The sequence below is a fragment of the Streptomyces sp. NPDC002676 genome (assembly GCF_053592455.1).
The window spans coordinates 1135772-1149606 of record NZ_JBSFVT010000001.1; the positions used below are offsets into that span (position 1 = coordinate 1135772).

The 13835-nt window shown below is 72.8% G+C and carries 12 protein-coding genes; 4 read left to right on the forward strand and 8 right to left on the reverse strand.

Annotated elements, in window-relative coordinates:
- Position 1: 1 nt before the first annotated feature.
- The 4 genes from ACWD3E_RS05410 to ACWD3E_RS05425 all read right to left on the reverse strand — a co-directional run bounded on the left by ACWD3E_RS05410 (position 2) and on the right by ACWD3E_RS05425 (position 5396).
- Positions 2 to 1519 (reverse strand): phytoene desaturase family protein, encoded by a 1518-nt coding sequence (locus tag ACWD3E_RS05410; protein WP_451386190.1) that lies wholly within the window; start codon positions 1517 to 1519, stop codon positions 2 to 4.
- 349 nt (positions 1520 to 1868) lie between these two features.
- A complete protein-coding gene (locus ACWD3E_RS05415; RefSeq protein WP_451351625.1) occupies positions 1869 to 2498 on the reverse strand; it encodes a TetR/AcrR family transcriptional regulator in 630 nt (209 codons plus the stop codon).
- Positions 2499 to 2545: 47 nt separating this feature from the next.
- A complete protein-coding gene (locus ACWD3E_RS05420; RefSeq protein ID WP_451386191.1) occupies positions 2546 to 4630 on the reverse strand; it encodes a YhgE/Pip family protein in 2085 nt (694 codons plus the stop codon).
- Positions 4602 to 5396: an ATP-binding cassette domain-containing protein gene (locus ACWD3E_RS05425; protein WP_451386192.1), complete on the reverse strand. Its 795-nt coding sequence runs from the start codon at positions 5394 to 5396 to the stop codon at positions 4602 to 4604. Before ACWD3E_RS05425 ends, ACWD3E_RS05420 begins: the two co-directional genes overlap by 29 nt.
- A gap of 179 nt (positions 5397 to 5575) precedes the next feature.
- Between ACWD3E_RS05425 and ACWD3E_RS05430 the strand changes: the two genes are divergently transcribed.
- The 3 genes from ACWD3E_RS05430 to ACWD3E_RS05440 all read left to right on the forward strand — a co-directional run bounded on the left by ACWD3E_RS05430 (position 5576) and on the right by ACWD3E_RS05440 (position 7776).
- Positions 5576 to 6148 (forward strand): SAV_6107 family HEPN domain-containing protein, encoded by a 573-nt coding sequence (locus ACWD3E_RS05430; protein ID WP_451386193.1) that lies wholly within the window; start codon positions 5576 to 5578, stop codon positions 6146 to 6148.
- Between the two features lie 119 nt (positions 6149 to 6267).
- The gene (locus ACWD3E_RS05435) at positions 6268 to 7095 is read left to right on the forward strand and encodes a methyltransferase (RefSeq protein WP_451386194.1); all 828 of its coding nucleotides are present in this window, start codon (positions 6268 to 6270) and stop codon (positions 7093 to 7095) included.
- A 294-nt stretch (positions 7096 to 7389) separates the two neighbouring features.
- Complete coding sequence (locus ACWD3E_RS05440) at positions 7390 to 7776, forward strand: DUF3040 domain-containing protein (RefSeq protein ID WP_451386195.1); 387 nt, start codon at positions 7390 to 7392, stop codon at positions 7774 to 7776.
- A gap of 103 nt (positions 7777 to 7879) precedes the next feature.
- Here the strand turns inward: ACWD3E_RS05440 and ACWD3E_RS05445 are convergent, their stop codons facing one another.
- The 4 genes from ACWD3E_RS05445 to ACWD3E_RS05460 all read right to left on the reverse strand — a co-directional run bounded on the left by ACWD3E_RS05445 (position 7880) and on the right by ACWD3E_RS05460 (position 13548).
- Positions 7880 to 10264 (reverse strand): transglutaminase TgpA family protein, encoded by a 2385-nt coding sequence (locus ACWD3E_RS05445; RefSeq protein WP_451386196.1) that lies wholly within the window; start codon positions 10262 to 10264, stop codon positions 7880 to 7882.
- Positions 10261 to 11637, reverse strand: a complete 1377-nt coding sequence (locus ACWD3E_RS05450; RefSeq protein ID WP_451386197.1) for a DUF58 domain-containing protein — start codon at positions 11635 to 11637, stop codon at positions 10261 to 10263. The genes ACWD3E_RS05445 and ACWD3E_RS05450 overlap by 4 nt, the downstream gene beginning before the upstream one ends.
- Positions 11637 to 12668 carry an AAA family ATPase gene (locus ACWD3E_RS05455; RefSeq protein WP_451386198.1) on the reverse strand — a complete coding sequence of 344 codons (1032 nt, stop codon included), beginning with the start codon at positions 12666 to 12668 and terminating at the stop codon, positions 11637 to 11639. The genes ACWD3E_RS05450 and ACWD3E_RS05455 overlap by 1 nt, the downstream gene beginning before the upstream one ends.
- Positions 12669 to 12936: 268 nt before the next feature.
- Entirely contained in the window at positions 12937 to 13548 is a 612-nt protein-coding gene (locus ACWD3E_RS05460) for a beta-class carbonic anhydrase (RefSeq protein ID WP_451386199.1), read from the reverse strand.
- Positions 13549 to 13686: 138 nt separating this feature from the next.
- Between ACWD3E_RS05460 and ACWD3E_RS05465 the strand changes: the two genes are divergently transcribed.
- Positions 13687 to 13830 (forward strand): hypothetical protein, encoded by a 144-nt coding sequence (locus tag ACWD3E_RS05465; RefSeq protein ID WP_451351615.1) that lies wholly within the window; start codon positions 13687 to 13689, stop codon positions 13828 to 13830.
- Positions 13831 to 13835 lie beyond the last annotated feature (5 nt).

The window sequence follows — 13835 nt, forward strand, 5'->3', positions numbered from 1 at the left end:
CTCACTGGGAGCCGCGGAACTCCGGCCCCTCCACGATCAGCCCGGCCACCAGCGCCCCCGACATACCGGCGTGGGGGAGACCACCGCCGGGGTGGGACCAGCCGCCGACCGTGAACAGACCGGGCAGTGCTGTGGTGCTGCCGGGATGCAACAGGCGTCCCTCGCCGGCCGCCAGCGCGGGGGCTGGGATTGCGCCGCCCACCGCTCCTGTAGCCGCCGCAACGGCGGCAGGGGTGCGCAGCTCCTTCCATAGGAGGCGGTCCCGCAGGCCGGGTATGGCCCGCTCGGCGACCGTGATCATGTCCTCGGCGTGCCGGTCGAAGACCTCCCGTTCGACCCAGCCCTCCTCCTGGAGCTGCGAGGGGACCGTCGAGACCAGGACGACCGACTCGTGGTTGGCGTCCGGGACCAGTGCCGGGTCGCCGGGCCGAAGCACCGTGACGGTGGGGCGTGCCACCATCCCGTCGGGGCTGCCGAACAGCAGGTCCAGCTCGCTCGCGCGGTCTTCCGCGTGTACCACTGTCCGGTGCGTCACGCCGTCCGGCCGCTCCCCGCGTAGCGCCAGCAGCACCGACAGTCGGCTCGGCCCTCCGCGCTGCGGTGCGACCTCGTCGGCGCCCCGTACCGCTGTGCCCGTGATGAAGCGGCCCAAGGCGTCCGGGGTGACACCGGCGACTACGAAGTCCGCCTCCCGCACCGCCCGGTCGGCCAGCTCCACCCCCGCGGCCCGGCCGTCCTTCTCCACGATCGCCGTGACCTCGGCGCCGAAGACGAACTCGACCTTCCGCTTCAGGCACCGCTCGTACACCGCGCGGGCCAGCTCCCGGATGCCGCCGCGGACGTACCAGGTGCCGAAGGCGTGCTCCATGTACGGCAGCACGGCCGCGCTCGCGGGCGCGGTCCGCGGATCGAGGCCGTACGCGAGCACCTGGCTCTCCAGGAGGGCCGCCAGCCGCTCGTCGCGCAGCTCCCACGCGCCGATCTCGGCCGCCGTGCTCGCCCGCCGGGTGCGCAGCAGACGCTTGTGCGGGACGGCCGGATACGGCTCCTGCTCCGCCAGCACCTGCCAGTTCGGCCACAGGGGCTCCTCCAGCAGCGGTCGGCGCGTGCGGTCCCAGGCCTCGCGGGCGCGCACCAGGAAGTCGCCCCAGCGCTGCCCGGCCCCCGCACCCAGCGCCTCGTCCAGCGCCGCGACGACACCCGCGCGCGAGGCGTTCGGCAGCGACACCTGGGTGCCGTCCGCGAAGACGTGCCGCGAGGACGGGTCGACCTGGACCAGCTCGACGCAGTCCTCCAGCGGCTCCTTGCCGGTCTTGAGGAACAGATCGCGGTAGACCGCGGGCAGCGACAGCAGCCCCGGGCCGGTGTCGAAGGCGAAGCCGTCCCGCTCGAAACGGCGTACCGCACCGCCGTACGTCTCCGTACGCTCGTACACCGTCACCCGGTGGCCCGCGACGGCCAGCCGGGCAGCCGCCGCCATCGCGCCCATCCCGGCGCCGATCACCGCAATCCGTGCCATGCCTGCGACTTTATCGACCGCCACTGACAATCCGGCACGCGCCCCGTCAGGGCGCCCGTGACACCGCGCGCGTATGCCTGAGTACGCGTACTCAGGCACCGAGATGAGTACGCGCGCGGATGGGACGCCGCCCGCGCGAACGGGAGAGTAGGGACACGGCAAGGGCGCGGCCCGGCACCGCCGGCACGGGGCGGCGGAACGGCGCCCGCCTCCTCGCCGCTCCTTCCGCCGGTCCGCCGGCGGAAGCGAGACACGGGGGACCCGGGGGACGACCGCCACGGGGGTCCATGCGGGGAGGCGCCGGTCCGAGCGGGGACCGGCGCCTCTTCCGTCTGTCTGCGGGCCTTGCTCAGCCCTTTCCGCTGACCCGGCCCTGGAGCAGCCGGGACAGGGCCGCGTGCACGTCGTCCAGGGAGCGCTCCGGCTGGAAGGACTTCCAGTCCAGGGCCGCCACCAGGACCATGCCGACCAGCGCCGCCGCCGTCAGCTGGATGTCGATCTCGTCGCTGAACTCGCCCGCCGCCACGCCCTCGCGCAGCACGCCCTCGACCACGGCGACGGCCTCCTGCCGCACCACCATCAGCGTGGACTGCCAGGCGCGGTTGGTGCGCCACAGCTCGGCCACGTACAGCTGCGTGAAGGCCGGGTAGCGGTCGATGAAGACCAGGCCCGCGCGGACCATCGCGTCCAGGGCGTCGACCTTGCTGCCGCCCGCGCGTGCCGTCCCCTCCGCCGCCTCCCGCAGGGAGGCGGTGAGCAGGCCCACGCCGTGCCGTAGCAGCTCCTCGAAGAGGACCGACTTGCTCGCGAAGTTGTAGTAGACCGTGCCCTTCGCGACCCCGGCCCGCTCGGCGATCTCGTCCACCGTGGTGGCGGAGAATCCCTGTTCCGCGATGAGCGTGACGGCCGCCTCGTAGAGCTTCTGCCGGGTGGCCTCGCGGCGCGTGCTGACGCCGGACGTGGCGCTGCTGCTTTCCATGGCCCCGATTGTCACAGGTACGAGCGCGTGCGGGGGCTTTTGGGGGATCACAGGCTCAGCTCCGGGTGCAGACGGTCCAGGGTCCACACCTGGCGGCGCCGGGCCGCCAGCGCGGTCAGCGCGAGGGCTCCCGCCGTGAACGCGGCCAGCACGGCGCACGCCTGCCACACGGGGCCGAGCCCGCCACCCGTGATCAGCCGGCGCAGCGCGGCCACGATGTAGCTCATCGGCAGGTACGGGTGGATGGCGTTGAAGAAGCCCGGGCTGGTCTGCACGGGGTACGTGCCGCCCGCCGAGGTCAGCTGGAGCATCAGCAAGGCCAGGACGAGGATCCGCCCCGCCGCGCCGAAGCGGGCGTTCAGCCACTGCACGAGCGCCGCGAAGCAGGCGGTGACGAGGAACAGGAAGCCGACCGTGCCGGCCGCCCGCGCCATCTCCAGGCCGATCGCCCAGTGCAGCACGGACATCAGCGCGACCGTCTGCAGCACGCCCACCGCGACCACCGGCAGCCAGCCCGCCAGCGCGATCCGCCAGGCCGGCGAACCGGCCGCCAGGGCCCGCCGGTTGAGCGGCGCGATCAGCATGTAGGCCACCATCGCGCCGACCCACAGGGACAGCGGGATGAAGTACGGGGCGAACCCGGTGCCGTAGTTCGGCGCCTTGTGCAGGTCGTGGGCGGCCAGTTGGACCGGGTCCGCCATCACGCCGGTGTGCCGGTCGCGGTCCTGCCGGTCGTAGTCGGGGATCTTCTTCGCACCGGCGTGCAGTCCGCCGGCGAGCTTCCCGGAGCCGTCGACCAGCTTGTACATCCCGCCGTTCAGGGTCTCGGCGCCCGACGCGGCCGTACCGACGCCCTTGTCCAGCGCGCTCGCGCCGGTCTTGGCCGTGCCGAGCCCGGAGTGCAGCTTCTTCGCGCCCGCGGCGACCTTGTGCGCACCGCTGTTGAGGGTGTTGATCCGCTTGACCGCGTCGGCCACGTCCTCGTGGAGGTGCGGTGCCTGGTCGGCGAGGGCCTGGGCCTGCTTCTGGAGTGTGCCGAGGTTGTCCCGCATCGTCTTCAGGTCGCCGTCCTGGTCGGCGATCAGGGTGTTGAGGTCGTCGGCGACGGTGGCCACCTCGTCGGCGGCAGTCCTGGCGCGCTTGAGGTCGGGGCAGACGGGGTCGGGGATCACGGCCTTCTCGCAGCGCGCCCGGTAGACGTCGTCCAGGACGGCGGAGGAGGCGTGGGCGGTCTTGGCCGCGCCCGGCGCGAGCTTCACCAGTGTGTCGAGGTTGTCCTTGACGGTCTTGGCCGAGTCGGCGACCAGCTGGGTCGTGTCCCCGATGGTCTTCTCGTTGTCCTTCAGGTACGGACCGGCCTTCTCGTAGACGCCGTTGACGTTGTCGGCCAGGGTCTGCGTGCCGTCCGCGACGCGCCGCGAGCCGTCCTCCAGGCTGTTCGCGCCCTTGTTGAGCTTCTTCAGCCCCTTGGCCAGCCTGCCGCTGCCGCTCTTGGCGTCCTTCAGGCCGTCGGCGAGGTCCTTGGAGCCCTTCTCCGCCTTCCCGAGGCCGCCCGTGAGCGTGTCGGCGCCCTCGGCCGCCGTCACGGTCTTGTCGTGGATGCTGGAGAAGGAGACGAAGATCCGGTCCAGGAAGGTCCGGGACGCCTTGGTGGACGCGGCCGAGCGGACCTCCTTGAAGACCGTCCGGGAGATCTGGCCGACGATGTAGTTGTTCGCGTCGTTCGTGCGCACCTGGAGCGCGCCGGTCTCCGGGGAGTCGCCGGAACTGGAGGCGATGCGCTCGCTGAAGTCGGTGGGCATGGTCAGCGACAGGTAGTACGTGCCGTCCTCGACGCCCCGGCGGGCCTCGGCGTCGCTCACCTCGTGCCACTCGAAAGTGCGGCTGTCGAGCAGCCCCTTGACGATGTCGTCGCCCGCCGTGACCTTCTTCCCGCCCGCGGTCGCGCCCTTGTCGTCGTTCACCAGGGCCACCGGGATGCGGTCCAGACGGCCGTACGGGTCCCAGAACGACCACAGGTACAGGGCGCCGTAGAGCAGGGGCAGCACGAGCAGCGCGACCAGGGCGGCGCGCGGCAGCTTCCCCCGCCCGAACCGCCTCAACTCAAGCGCGGCCAGCCTCGGCGAGCGCATCGGTCTTCTCCTCCCCCTCGGTCTGCTGTTCTGTCTGCTGTTCGGTCTGCTTCTCGTCCGGCTCGTTCGCCGGCTCGGCCTCGGGTGCCGTGGACACGGTGAGGCAGTCCTCGGGGGCGGTGCGGCACACGGCCAGCACCGTCGTGCCCGCGCGCGTGAGGGAGCGCAACAGGGCCCAGGCCTCCGCCTGTTCGGCCGCCGAGAGCTTCAGGTCGGTGTCGTCCACACCGAGCACCTGGGGCCGGCCGATGAGGGCCAGGGCGACGGACAGCCGCAGCGCCTCCAGCCGCTCCAGGTCCCGTACGGCGGTCCGGGAGCCCTTGGGGAGCGTCTCCAGGTCGAGTCCGGCGGCGGCCAGCGCGGCATCCGCCCGCAGCCGCGCCTCGTGCGCGCGCTCCGGGCGGGGCCGCAGCAGTTCGCGCAGGGAGTCGCCGAACCGGCGCTGGAGCAGAGCTCGTTCGCGCAGGTGCTCGCCGACGGTCAGGGCCGGCTCCAGATCGGTGAGACCGGTCACGTTGGCCACGGCGGCCACGCGCCGCACCGCCGCCAACCGCTTCGGCAGCCGGGCCTCGCCGACGGCCGCCGTTCCCTCGGTGGCCTTCATCCGCCCGGTCAGGGCCAGCAGCAGGCAGGTGCGGCCCGACCCGGACGGTCCCTCGATCGCGATCAGCGAGCCGGGCTCCGCGTCGAAGGTGATGCCCCGGAAGGCCCACCCCCGGGGCCCCTTGAGCCCCAGACCCTCGGCCGTGACGTGCACGCCGTCCACAACCCCCCCTGTGGTTGAGCAGTATGCGAACTGAACATTTGAACTGACTGGTCAGTGCAAAAATACGCCCGAACCTACGATCGAGGCAAAACCGCAGGTCAGAACGGATTGTCAGTGGCATACCGCACGATGAGCACATACGGCACCTGTGCCGTCACCCAGACGACAGGAGGTTCGTCATGGCCAGCTCGTCCGCAGCCGCTCCCCAGCGGCGCCGCGCCACCGGCCCTGCCCCCTCACTGACCGGCCCGGCGAGCGATGTGCACCCCGTGCTGCGCCGGACCACGGCCCCGCCGGCCGCCCTCGACCTGCTCGCCCAGGCCCGGGCCGCACTGGACGAGGCCGCCACCCTGGAAACTCCGAACGAGCGCTACGCGACGGCCCACCTCGCCGCCCTGCGCACCGCCGCCGCCGTACTCGCCGCCCGTGCCCGCCCCGAGACCTCACCGCGCCGCCGGGCCCGCATCCGCAGCGCCTGGGAACTGCTCCCCGAGATCGCCCCCGAGCTGACCGAGTGGAGCGCGCTGTTCGCCTCCGGCGCCGCCCGCCGCGCCCGCGCCGAGGCGGGCATCCAGGGTGCCGCCCGGCAGCGGGACGCCGACGACCTGATACGGGACGCGGCGATGTTCCTCCGCATCGTCGAGCGGATGCTGGTCCTCCAGCCGGTCCTGCCCCAGCCCCGCCAGGACACCGGCGAGACCGGCGCGCCGCCCGGCTCGAGAGCCCGAGGAGACCTGCCGGACGCGGGCTGACCGAGCAGAGCCCGGAGCCGAGGTGAGAGCGAGGTGATGCCGAGGTGACCAGGCAGGTATCGGAGCAATAGGGTGGAGGTCGCCTGAAGAGCTTCCGTCCTGCCGAGGAGTCAACTGCCGTGTCGGACCCGATGCGCCCGCCCGTCTCCCACCACCGCCCTCAAACGGCGTCGCTGCGCTCCGACTCCTCTCTTTCGCGCGCCTCTCTCCGTACCGCCGTGGTCTGGGAGGTCCTCCAGGACGCCCTCGACCGTCGGGTCAAGGCCACGGGACGGGAGTCGCTGGACGTGCTCGACACCGGAGGCGGCAGCGGCAACTTCGCCGTGCCGCTCGCCGGCCTCGGCCACCGCGTCACCGTGGTCGACCCCAGCCCGAACGCCCTGTTCGCGCTGGAGCGCCGCGCCGCCGAGGCCGGCGTCGCCGACCGGGTCAAGGGCGTCCAGGGCGACGCCCACGGCCTGTTCGACGTGGTCGAGCGCGGCGGCTACGACGCCGTGCTGTGCCACGGCGTCCTGGAGTACGTGGACGACCCGGCCGAGAGCGTCCGCAACGCCGTGGCCGCCCTGCGCTCGGAGGGTGTCCTCAGCCTGCTCGCCACCGGTCTCGGCGGCGCCGTGCTCGCCCGCGCCCTCGCGGGCCACTTCACGGAGGCCAAGCAGGCTCTGGAGGACCCCGACGGGCGCTGGGGCACCGGCGACCCGATGCCGCGCCGCTTCACCGCCGAGCAGCTCACCGCGCTGGTCGAGGGCGCGGGCCTGGCGGTCGGCGCCGTGCACGGCGTGCGCGTCTTCGCCGACCTCGTGCCCGGAGTCCTGGTGGACACCGAAACCGGCGCCCTCGACGCCCTGCTGAAGCTGGAGGCCGCTGCGGCCGAACTGCCCGCGTTCCACTCCGTGGCCACCCAGCTCCATGTGCTCGGTGAGACAGCGGGGCCGGCCGGGTCCTGAGCAACCCGAGCGGTCCCTGCGCACTGCCGGGGCGAGCCGCTGATCAGGGCCTTGGCGGCGGATGGAGTACGCCACAAGACCCCCGAACGAGGGGTTTGCGCCGTATGATCGAGGTACACCGCCCGGCATGACGGGTCGGCCGCCGGGGAATGGAAGCCTCAGCGACCGGGTCGGCCATGGCGGATCCCGGTTTGCCAATTGGCGTAGAGGGGCGGGTTTCACGGGGGCGATTCCCTGCCTATCCTGAAGGGACCCCCCGGGTCGCCCCGGCGACTGCACGATGAGGAGGACTCCGTGCCGCTCTCCGAGCACGAGCAGCGAATGCTTGAGCAGATGGAGCGAGCGCTGTACGCCGAAGACCCCAAGTTCGCGTCGGCGCTTGAGGGAAGCGGGCTGCGTACGTACACCCGGCGGCGGGTCTACCAGGCGGTCGCAGGCTTCCTCGTGGGTATCGCGCTCCTCATGGCCGGAATGGTCGCACAGCAGATCTGGGTCAGCGTGGTGGGCTTCCTCGTCATGCTGGGCTGCGCCGTACTGGCGGTCACCGGCTGGCGCAAAGCACCGAAGCCGGGCGAGCAGCAGCCTGCAGGCGCCGCTCGCCGCGGAGCCAGGCCCAAGCGCTCCATGATGGACCGGATCGAGCAGCGCTGGCAGCGCCGCCGGGACGAGCAGGGCCACTAGACAAACTCCCTGGTTCCGCGAACCACAGCAGACATGCGTGAGGGGTGACCACCGCCAGGTGGTCACCCCTCACGCATGTCTCGTCCCGGCCCTGGCCCCGGCCTCAGCCCTGCTGCCTCGACGGCCTGCGCAGAGCTGGCCGGGCCGACCGCGCGCGGGCCCGGAACGCCGACCAGCGGGCCGACACCGCCCACAGGACCCGTACCGCCGAGCGCGGCGCGAACCGCGCCCGCAGCCGCGTACCGGTGCTCACCGTGCCGCGCAGCCCGGCGACCGCCCGGCGCACGTCCTCCGCCAGGCCCGCCGACGGGCGCGGCCGAGGCGCGTACAGCACCTGCTCGACCGCGTCCGCCACCCGGTGCACCGCGGCCCCGGCCGCCGGGTCGAGGTGCCCGAGCCGGACGATGCGGGCGGCGGCTCCGCGCGGTGTCTGCGACTCGTCCGGCCGGATGCCGTGGTCCCAGGCGCTGTCCGTCAGTTCCTGCCAGGCGGCCAGGGCGTGGGCCGCCGCGCCCTCCTCGGTCCGGGCGTGCGCGCCCAGCCGCCGCGACCGCACCCGGGCCCGCCACAGCATCGGCGACAGCGGGACCACCAGCAGCGCCAGCACGGCCAGCGCGCCCAGCACGTACCACCACGGGCCCGAGCCGCCGCCCCCGTGGTGCGGGGCCGCCGCCGCGGTCGGGGTGTCACAGCCCTGGAGCTTGCGCAGCTGCGCCGTGCAGCCGTCGCCCGGCGAGGCCTCGGCCGAGGGCGTCGTGGCCGACCCGTGGGACGGCAGCGCAGGGTCCGGCACGGAGGTGCCGGGCGTCACCGACTGCGTGTACGACGGCACGGTGCCCCGGGTCGGGGTCGGCTCGAAGCGGGTCCAGCCCACACCCGCGAAGTACAGCTCGGGCCAGGCGTGTGCGTCCTTCAGGCTCACCGCGATCGAGCCGTCCGCCTGAGGGGTGCCGGGCGCGAAGCCCACGGCCACGCGGGCCGGGATGCCGAGCGTGCGGGCCATCGCCGCCATGGCGAAGGAGAAGTGGACGCAGAAGCCCTCCTTCTTCTTCAGGAAGTTCGCGATGGCGTTCGAGCCCTGGCCCACCTCGACCCGGGTGTCGTACTGGAAGCCGCCGTTGACCGCGAAGTAGTCCTGGAGCTTGACCGCTTCGTCGTAGTGGCTCGTGGCGCCCGCGGTGACCTCCCTGGCGGTGCGGGCCACCACCTGCGGCAGCGCGGACGGCACCTTGGTGTACTCGCGCTTCAGGGCCTCGGGCGGCTCCGGCGCGGCGGCCAGCTGCTGGGCGGTCGGCTGCACGTCCAGGCTGGTCACCTGGTAGTTCACGCCGCGTGTGTTCTGGCCGTGGTCGCCGACGAGCGTCATGCCGACCGGCTCGTAGCGCCAGTCGCCGTCGATCCGCACGTGTCTCGGCGGGTACGGCATCGGCAGCCAGTCCTGCGCGTACCAGTAGGCCGCCGAGATCGTCGAGATCACCGTGGTGCGCTTGATGTCCGGGCCCAGGCCGACGGGCGTGGGCAGGACGTTCGGCAGAGCGATGATGTGCCGCTGGGACGGCTTCCAGGTGGTGCCGTCGAAGGAGTCCAGGGACACGATCCGCAGATACATGTCGGAGGTGTCGTTCGAGCTGGACCTCAGGGACAGCACCTGGCGGTCGTCGTCCGAGTTCAGGCTGTCGCGCAGCGACACCAGCGGGTTGACCGCGGAGATCGTGCCGCCGTGGCCGTTGCCCGCCCCCACGCCGGTGCCGGCGTCGTCCAGCAGGCCGCCCTGCATGGCGGGCAGGGCGAGCGGCACCACCAGGGCGACGCCGAGGGCGACCGCGCCGATGCGGCGTCCGGTGCGCACCGGGGCCACCGCGCCGCCCTCCGCAGCGCCCGGGGCGCGGGGCGCGCCCCCGAAGACCCGGCCCCACTGCGCGAGCCGGTCCCGGCCCTCGGCGAGCAGCAGCATCAGATAGCCGGCCGCCGCGACCAGGAACCACAGCCAGTCGGCGGCGCCGTGGGACAGCCCGGCGGCCACCGAGTACAGCGCGAGCAGCGGCAGCCCGGCGGGGGCCGCGCCGCGGTAGGTGACCGCGAGGGTGTCCACCAGCAGATGGATGACCAGGACCCCGCCGATCAGCATCAGCCTGATGCCGTCGGACAGCGGGGCCGGTATCGCGTACGTGCCGACGTCGTGCGAGCCCTGCGAGAGCAGGTCGGACAGGTACCGGATGGCGTCCGGGCCGGGGATCAGCCCGATGATCGCGTGCTCCCGGGCGAAGGCCAGGGTGAGCAGCACAAGACCGGACAGCGCTTGTGCGGCCACCGTCAGCGGCCTGGCCAGCGGCACCCTGCGGGCCGCCGCGCCGACCCCGGTCTGCACGGCGACCAGCAGGATCGCCTGGAGCAGCCAGGTGGGCCGGTCGACCAGGGGCAGCATCGCGCACGAGGCCATCAGCGTGGCCGCGGCGGCGCACAGCGTCAGTCGTGCCCGCCCGCTCATCCCAGTGCCTCCCCGCTCAGGGCGGCCAGGCCCGACCGTTCCCGGTCCGCCTGTCGCCACAGGTCGTTCAGCGAGGCGCCGCGCGACACGCTCAGCGCCGTCCAGCCGGCCTCGCGCAGCATGCGCAGCCGCTCCTCGTGCCGGTTGTCCGGACCCGGCACGTCGGTGGCCTCCCGGACCCAGACGTCGGGGTCCAGTACGAAGGCGACAGCACCCCCGCTGCGCCGCCGCATCGTGGCGACCGTCGTGGCCTGCTCCTCGTCCAGGTCGCCCAGGAAGGCGACCAGCAGCCCCTCGTTGCCGCCGCGCAGCACGTCGTACGCCCGGGACAGGCCCGTGCCGTCGGAGTGGTCGATCACGGCGAGGGTGTCCATCATCAGCCCGGCCGCGTCCGCGCCCTCCTGGCCGCCGCCCGCGAACCCGTCGGTGCCCTCGCCCGGCAGCGAGCTGCCACTGTCCGTCAGCAGCCGTACCGAGAAGCCGCGTTCGAGCATGTGCACCAGGACCGAGGCGGTGCCGGAGACGGCCCACTCGAAGGCCGAGTCGGGCCCCGCGCCCGCGTAGGCGACGCCCCGGGTGTCGAGCAGCACCGTGCAGTGCGAGCGCCGCGGCTGCTCCTCCCGGCGCACCATCAGCTCGCCGTAGCGTGCGGTGGAGCGCCAGTGCACCCGGCGCAGGTCGTCGCCGTAGCGGTACCCGCGCGGGATCACGTCGTCCTCGCCCGCCAGGGCCAGCGAGCGCTGCCGCCCGTCGCCGTACCCCTTGGCCTCGCCGCTGAACCGGACCGGGGTCAGCGGCTCCACGCGCGGGATGACGGTCAGGGTGTCGAAGTCCGAGAAGGAGCGGGTCAGTTCGCACATGCCGAACGGGTCGGTCAGCCGCAGCTGAAGCGGGCCCAGCGGATAGCGGCCCCGCAGGTCGGAGCGGACCCGGTAGGACACCTCGCGGCGCCCGCGCGGCTCCACCCGGTCCAGCACGAAGCGCGGCCGTGGCCCGAGGACATAGGGCACCTGGTCCTGGAGCATCAGCAGACCGCTGGGCACCCGGGAGACGTTCTCGATGGCCAGGTGCACCCGGGCCTCGCTGCCGGCAGGCACGCGTGCGGGGGAGAGCCGGCGGCTGCCGGCCACCCGGTAGCGCGTGCGGTACAGCACCGTCGCGCAGATGAGGGGCAGCGCGGCCAGCAGCAGGCCGACCCGCAGCAGATCGCTCTGCCCGAGCACGTACGCGCAGATCGCCGCCGCGATCCCCGCGGCCAGGAAGGACCGCCCGCGGGTGGTCAGCCCCGTCAAAGCCGTACGGACGGCGCCCGGCCGGCCCCGGTCGGCCTCCGGATGCTCCGGGCTCCCGGCGCTCGCCCCCCCGGCGCTCATCACAGGCTCCGCGGCGGCTGCTGCGGATACGCCGGCACGCCCCGGCCGAGGCCGATCTGCGGCTGGGACGCCGAGGGCACCGGGGTGCGCTGCAGGATCTCCAGCACGACCTGCTCGGCCGTACGGCGGTTCAGCTGGGCCTGGGCGGTGGGCAGCAGCCGGTGGGCGAGGACGGCGACGGCGAGTGCCTGGATGTCGTCCGGCAGCGCGTACTCCCGGCCGCTGAGGGCGGCGGACGCCTTGGCCGCGCGCAGCAGGTGCAGCGTCGCGCGCGGGGAGGCGCCGAGTCTGAGGTCGGGGTGCGCGCGCGTGGCGGCGACCAGTTCCACCGCGTACCGCCGCACCGGCTCGGCGACGTGGACCGCGCGCACCGCCTCGACCAGCTTCACGATCTCGTGCGCGTGCGCCACCGGCTGGAGGTCCTCCAGCGGGGAGACGCCGCCGTGCACGTCCAGCATCTGCAGCTCGGCCTCGACGCTCGGGTAGCCGACGGAGACGCGGGCCATGAAGCGGTCGCGCTGGGCCTCGGGCAGCGGGTAGGTGCCCTCCATCTCGACCGGGTTCTGCGTGGCCACCACCATGAACGGGCTGGGCAGTTCATAGGTCTGCCCGTCGATGGTGACCTGTCGCTCCTCCATGGACTCCAGCAGCGCGGACTGGGTCTTGGGGGAGGCGCGGTTGATCTCGTCGCCGATCACGATCTGCGCGAAGATGGCGCCCGGCTTGAACTCGAAGTCCCGGCGCTGCTGGTCCCAGATGGACACGCCGGTGATGTCCGAGGGCAGCAGGTCGGGCGTGAACTGGATGCGCCGCACGGAGCAGTCGATGGACCGCGCCAGCGCCTTGGCCAGCATCGTCTTGCCGACGCCGGGAACGTCCTCGATCAGCAGGTGGCCCTCGGCGAGCAGCACGGTCAGCGCGAGCCGTACGACCTCGGGCTTGCCCTCGATCACGCCCTCCACCGAACCGCGTACCCGTTCCACCGTCGCGGTCAGATCAGTGAGGCTCGCTCGATCGTCATAGGTCGTCACCCGGCCCTCCTCGGCCCGTTCTTTCACGGGCCGACGCTCTGTGTGCGAAACCGGCCCACCCCGAAACACGGACACCACGCGGAAACAGTTCCGCGTGCTGCCACACCCCGCATTCTTGCTGCCGTTACGGATTCGTGTCACTCGCCTGTGGACAACTGCCCGCAGGATGCCGGTTCCGTGGCGTTTTTCGAACCGTCGTTCTGGTGCCGGCCGCGGAGTACCTCCGCGGCCGGGGGTGTTCGGGCGGGGTGTCGGGGCGGGCCGGGCGTCAGGCCGGGTCGACCTCGCGCAGCAGACCCGTGTGCACGTCGAAGACGAATCCGCGCACGTCGTCGGTGTGCGGCAGGAACGGAGAGGTGCGCACCCGCTGCATGGACTGGCGGACGTCCTGGTCGACGTCGCGGAAGGACTCCACCGCCCACGCCGGGCGCTGGCCGACCTCCATCTCCAGCTCGTGCCGGAAGTCCTCGGTGAGCGACTCCAGACCACAGTTGGTGTGGTGGATCAGGACGACGCTGCGGGTGCCCAGCGCGCGCTGGCTGATGGTGAGGGAGCGGATCACGTCGTCGGTGACGACGCCGCCGGCGTTGCGGATGGTGTGACAGTCGCCCAGCTCCAGGCCGAGCGCGGCGTGCAGGTCGAGCCGGGCGTCCATACAGGCCACCACGGCCACGTGCAGCACGGGCCGTGCGTCCATACCAGGATCGGTGAAGTCCTGGGCGTAGGTCTCGTTGGCCTCAACGAGACGGTCCGTCACCGTGTCGCCCTTGGTTATGGCGCCTTCGGGTCCAGTGGGCACTGCTGCTGAAGTCGTCATACTCACGACGGTACTGGTCACACATGGCCGAGGCCTGCTGTGAGAGCGGACAAAGAACGTCATCGTGGCTTGTTGTGAGCTAACCCACACGGAGGGCAAACGTGGGCCGGATGGGTGAATCTGTTCGAAGTGTGGCCCCGGCCGTGATGCGGTACGCGACGCGCAGGCCGGTTGATTGACCGCGGGACGGGGTGGACTAAAGTGACGCGAAAGCGGGAGACGAGTCTCTCCTCGCTGCTGAAACCCCCGGAGACCCCGGCGCACACCCGGACCCGTCTCCTCGCGCGCGCGGCGCGTACGTACGGCTCGGGGGACCCGACGGTGCGTACGGCCCGCCGGAACTGAGAGGC

Excerpts from the sequence above, each read along its gene's own strand:
- ACWD3E_RS05430 (WP_451386193.1), top strand. The coding sequence starts at position 5,576 with ATGGCCAGCTCGTCCGCAGCCGCTCCCCAGCGGCGCCGCGCCACCGGC.
- ACWD3E_RS05420 (WP_451386191.1), bottom strand. The coding sequence starts at position 4,630 with ATGCGCTCGCCGAGGCTGGCCGCGCTTGAGTTGAGGCGGTTCGGGCGG.
- ACWD3E_RS05460 (WP_451386199.1), bottom strand. The coding sequence starts at position 13,548 with ATGACGTTCTTTGTCCGCTCTCACAGCAGGCCTCGGCCATGTGTGACC.
- ACWD3E_RS05415 (WP_451351625.1), bottom strand. The coding sequence starts at position 2,498 with ATGGAAAGCAGCAGCGCCACGTCCGGCGTCAGCACGCGCCGCGAGGCC.
- ACWD3E_RS05450 (WP_451386197.1), bottom strand. The coding sequence starts at position 11,637 with ATGAGCGCCGGGGGGGCGAGCGCCGGGAGCCCGGAGCATCCGGAGGCC.
- ACWD3E_RS05445 (WP_451386196.1), bottom strand. The coding sequence starts at position 10,264 with ATGAGCGGGCGGGCACGACTGACGCTGTGCGCCGCCGCGGCCACGCTG.
- ACWD3E_RS05410 (WP_451386190.1), bottom strand. The coding sequence starts at position 1,519 with ATGGCACGGATTGCGGTGATCGGCGCCGGGATGGGCGCGATGGCGGCG.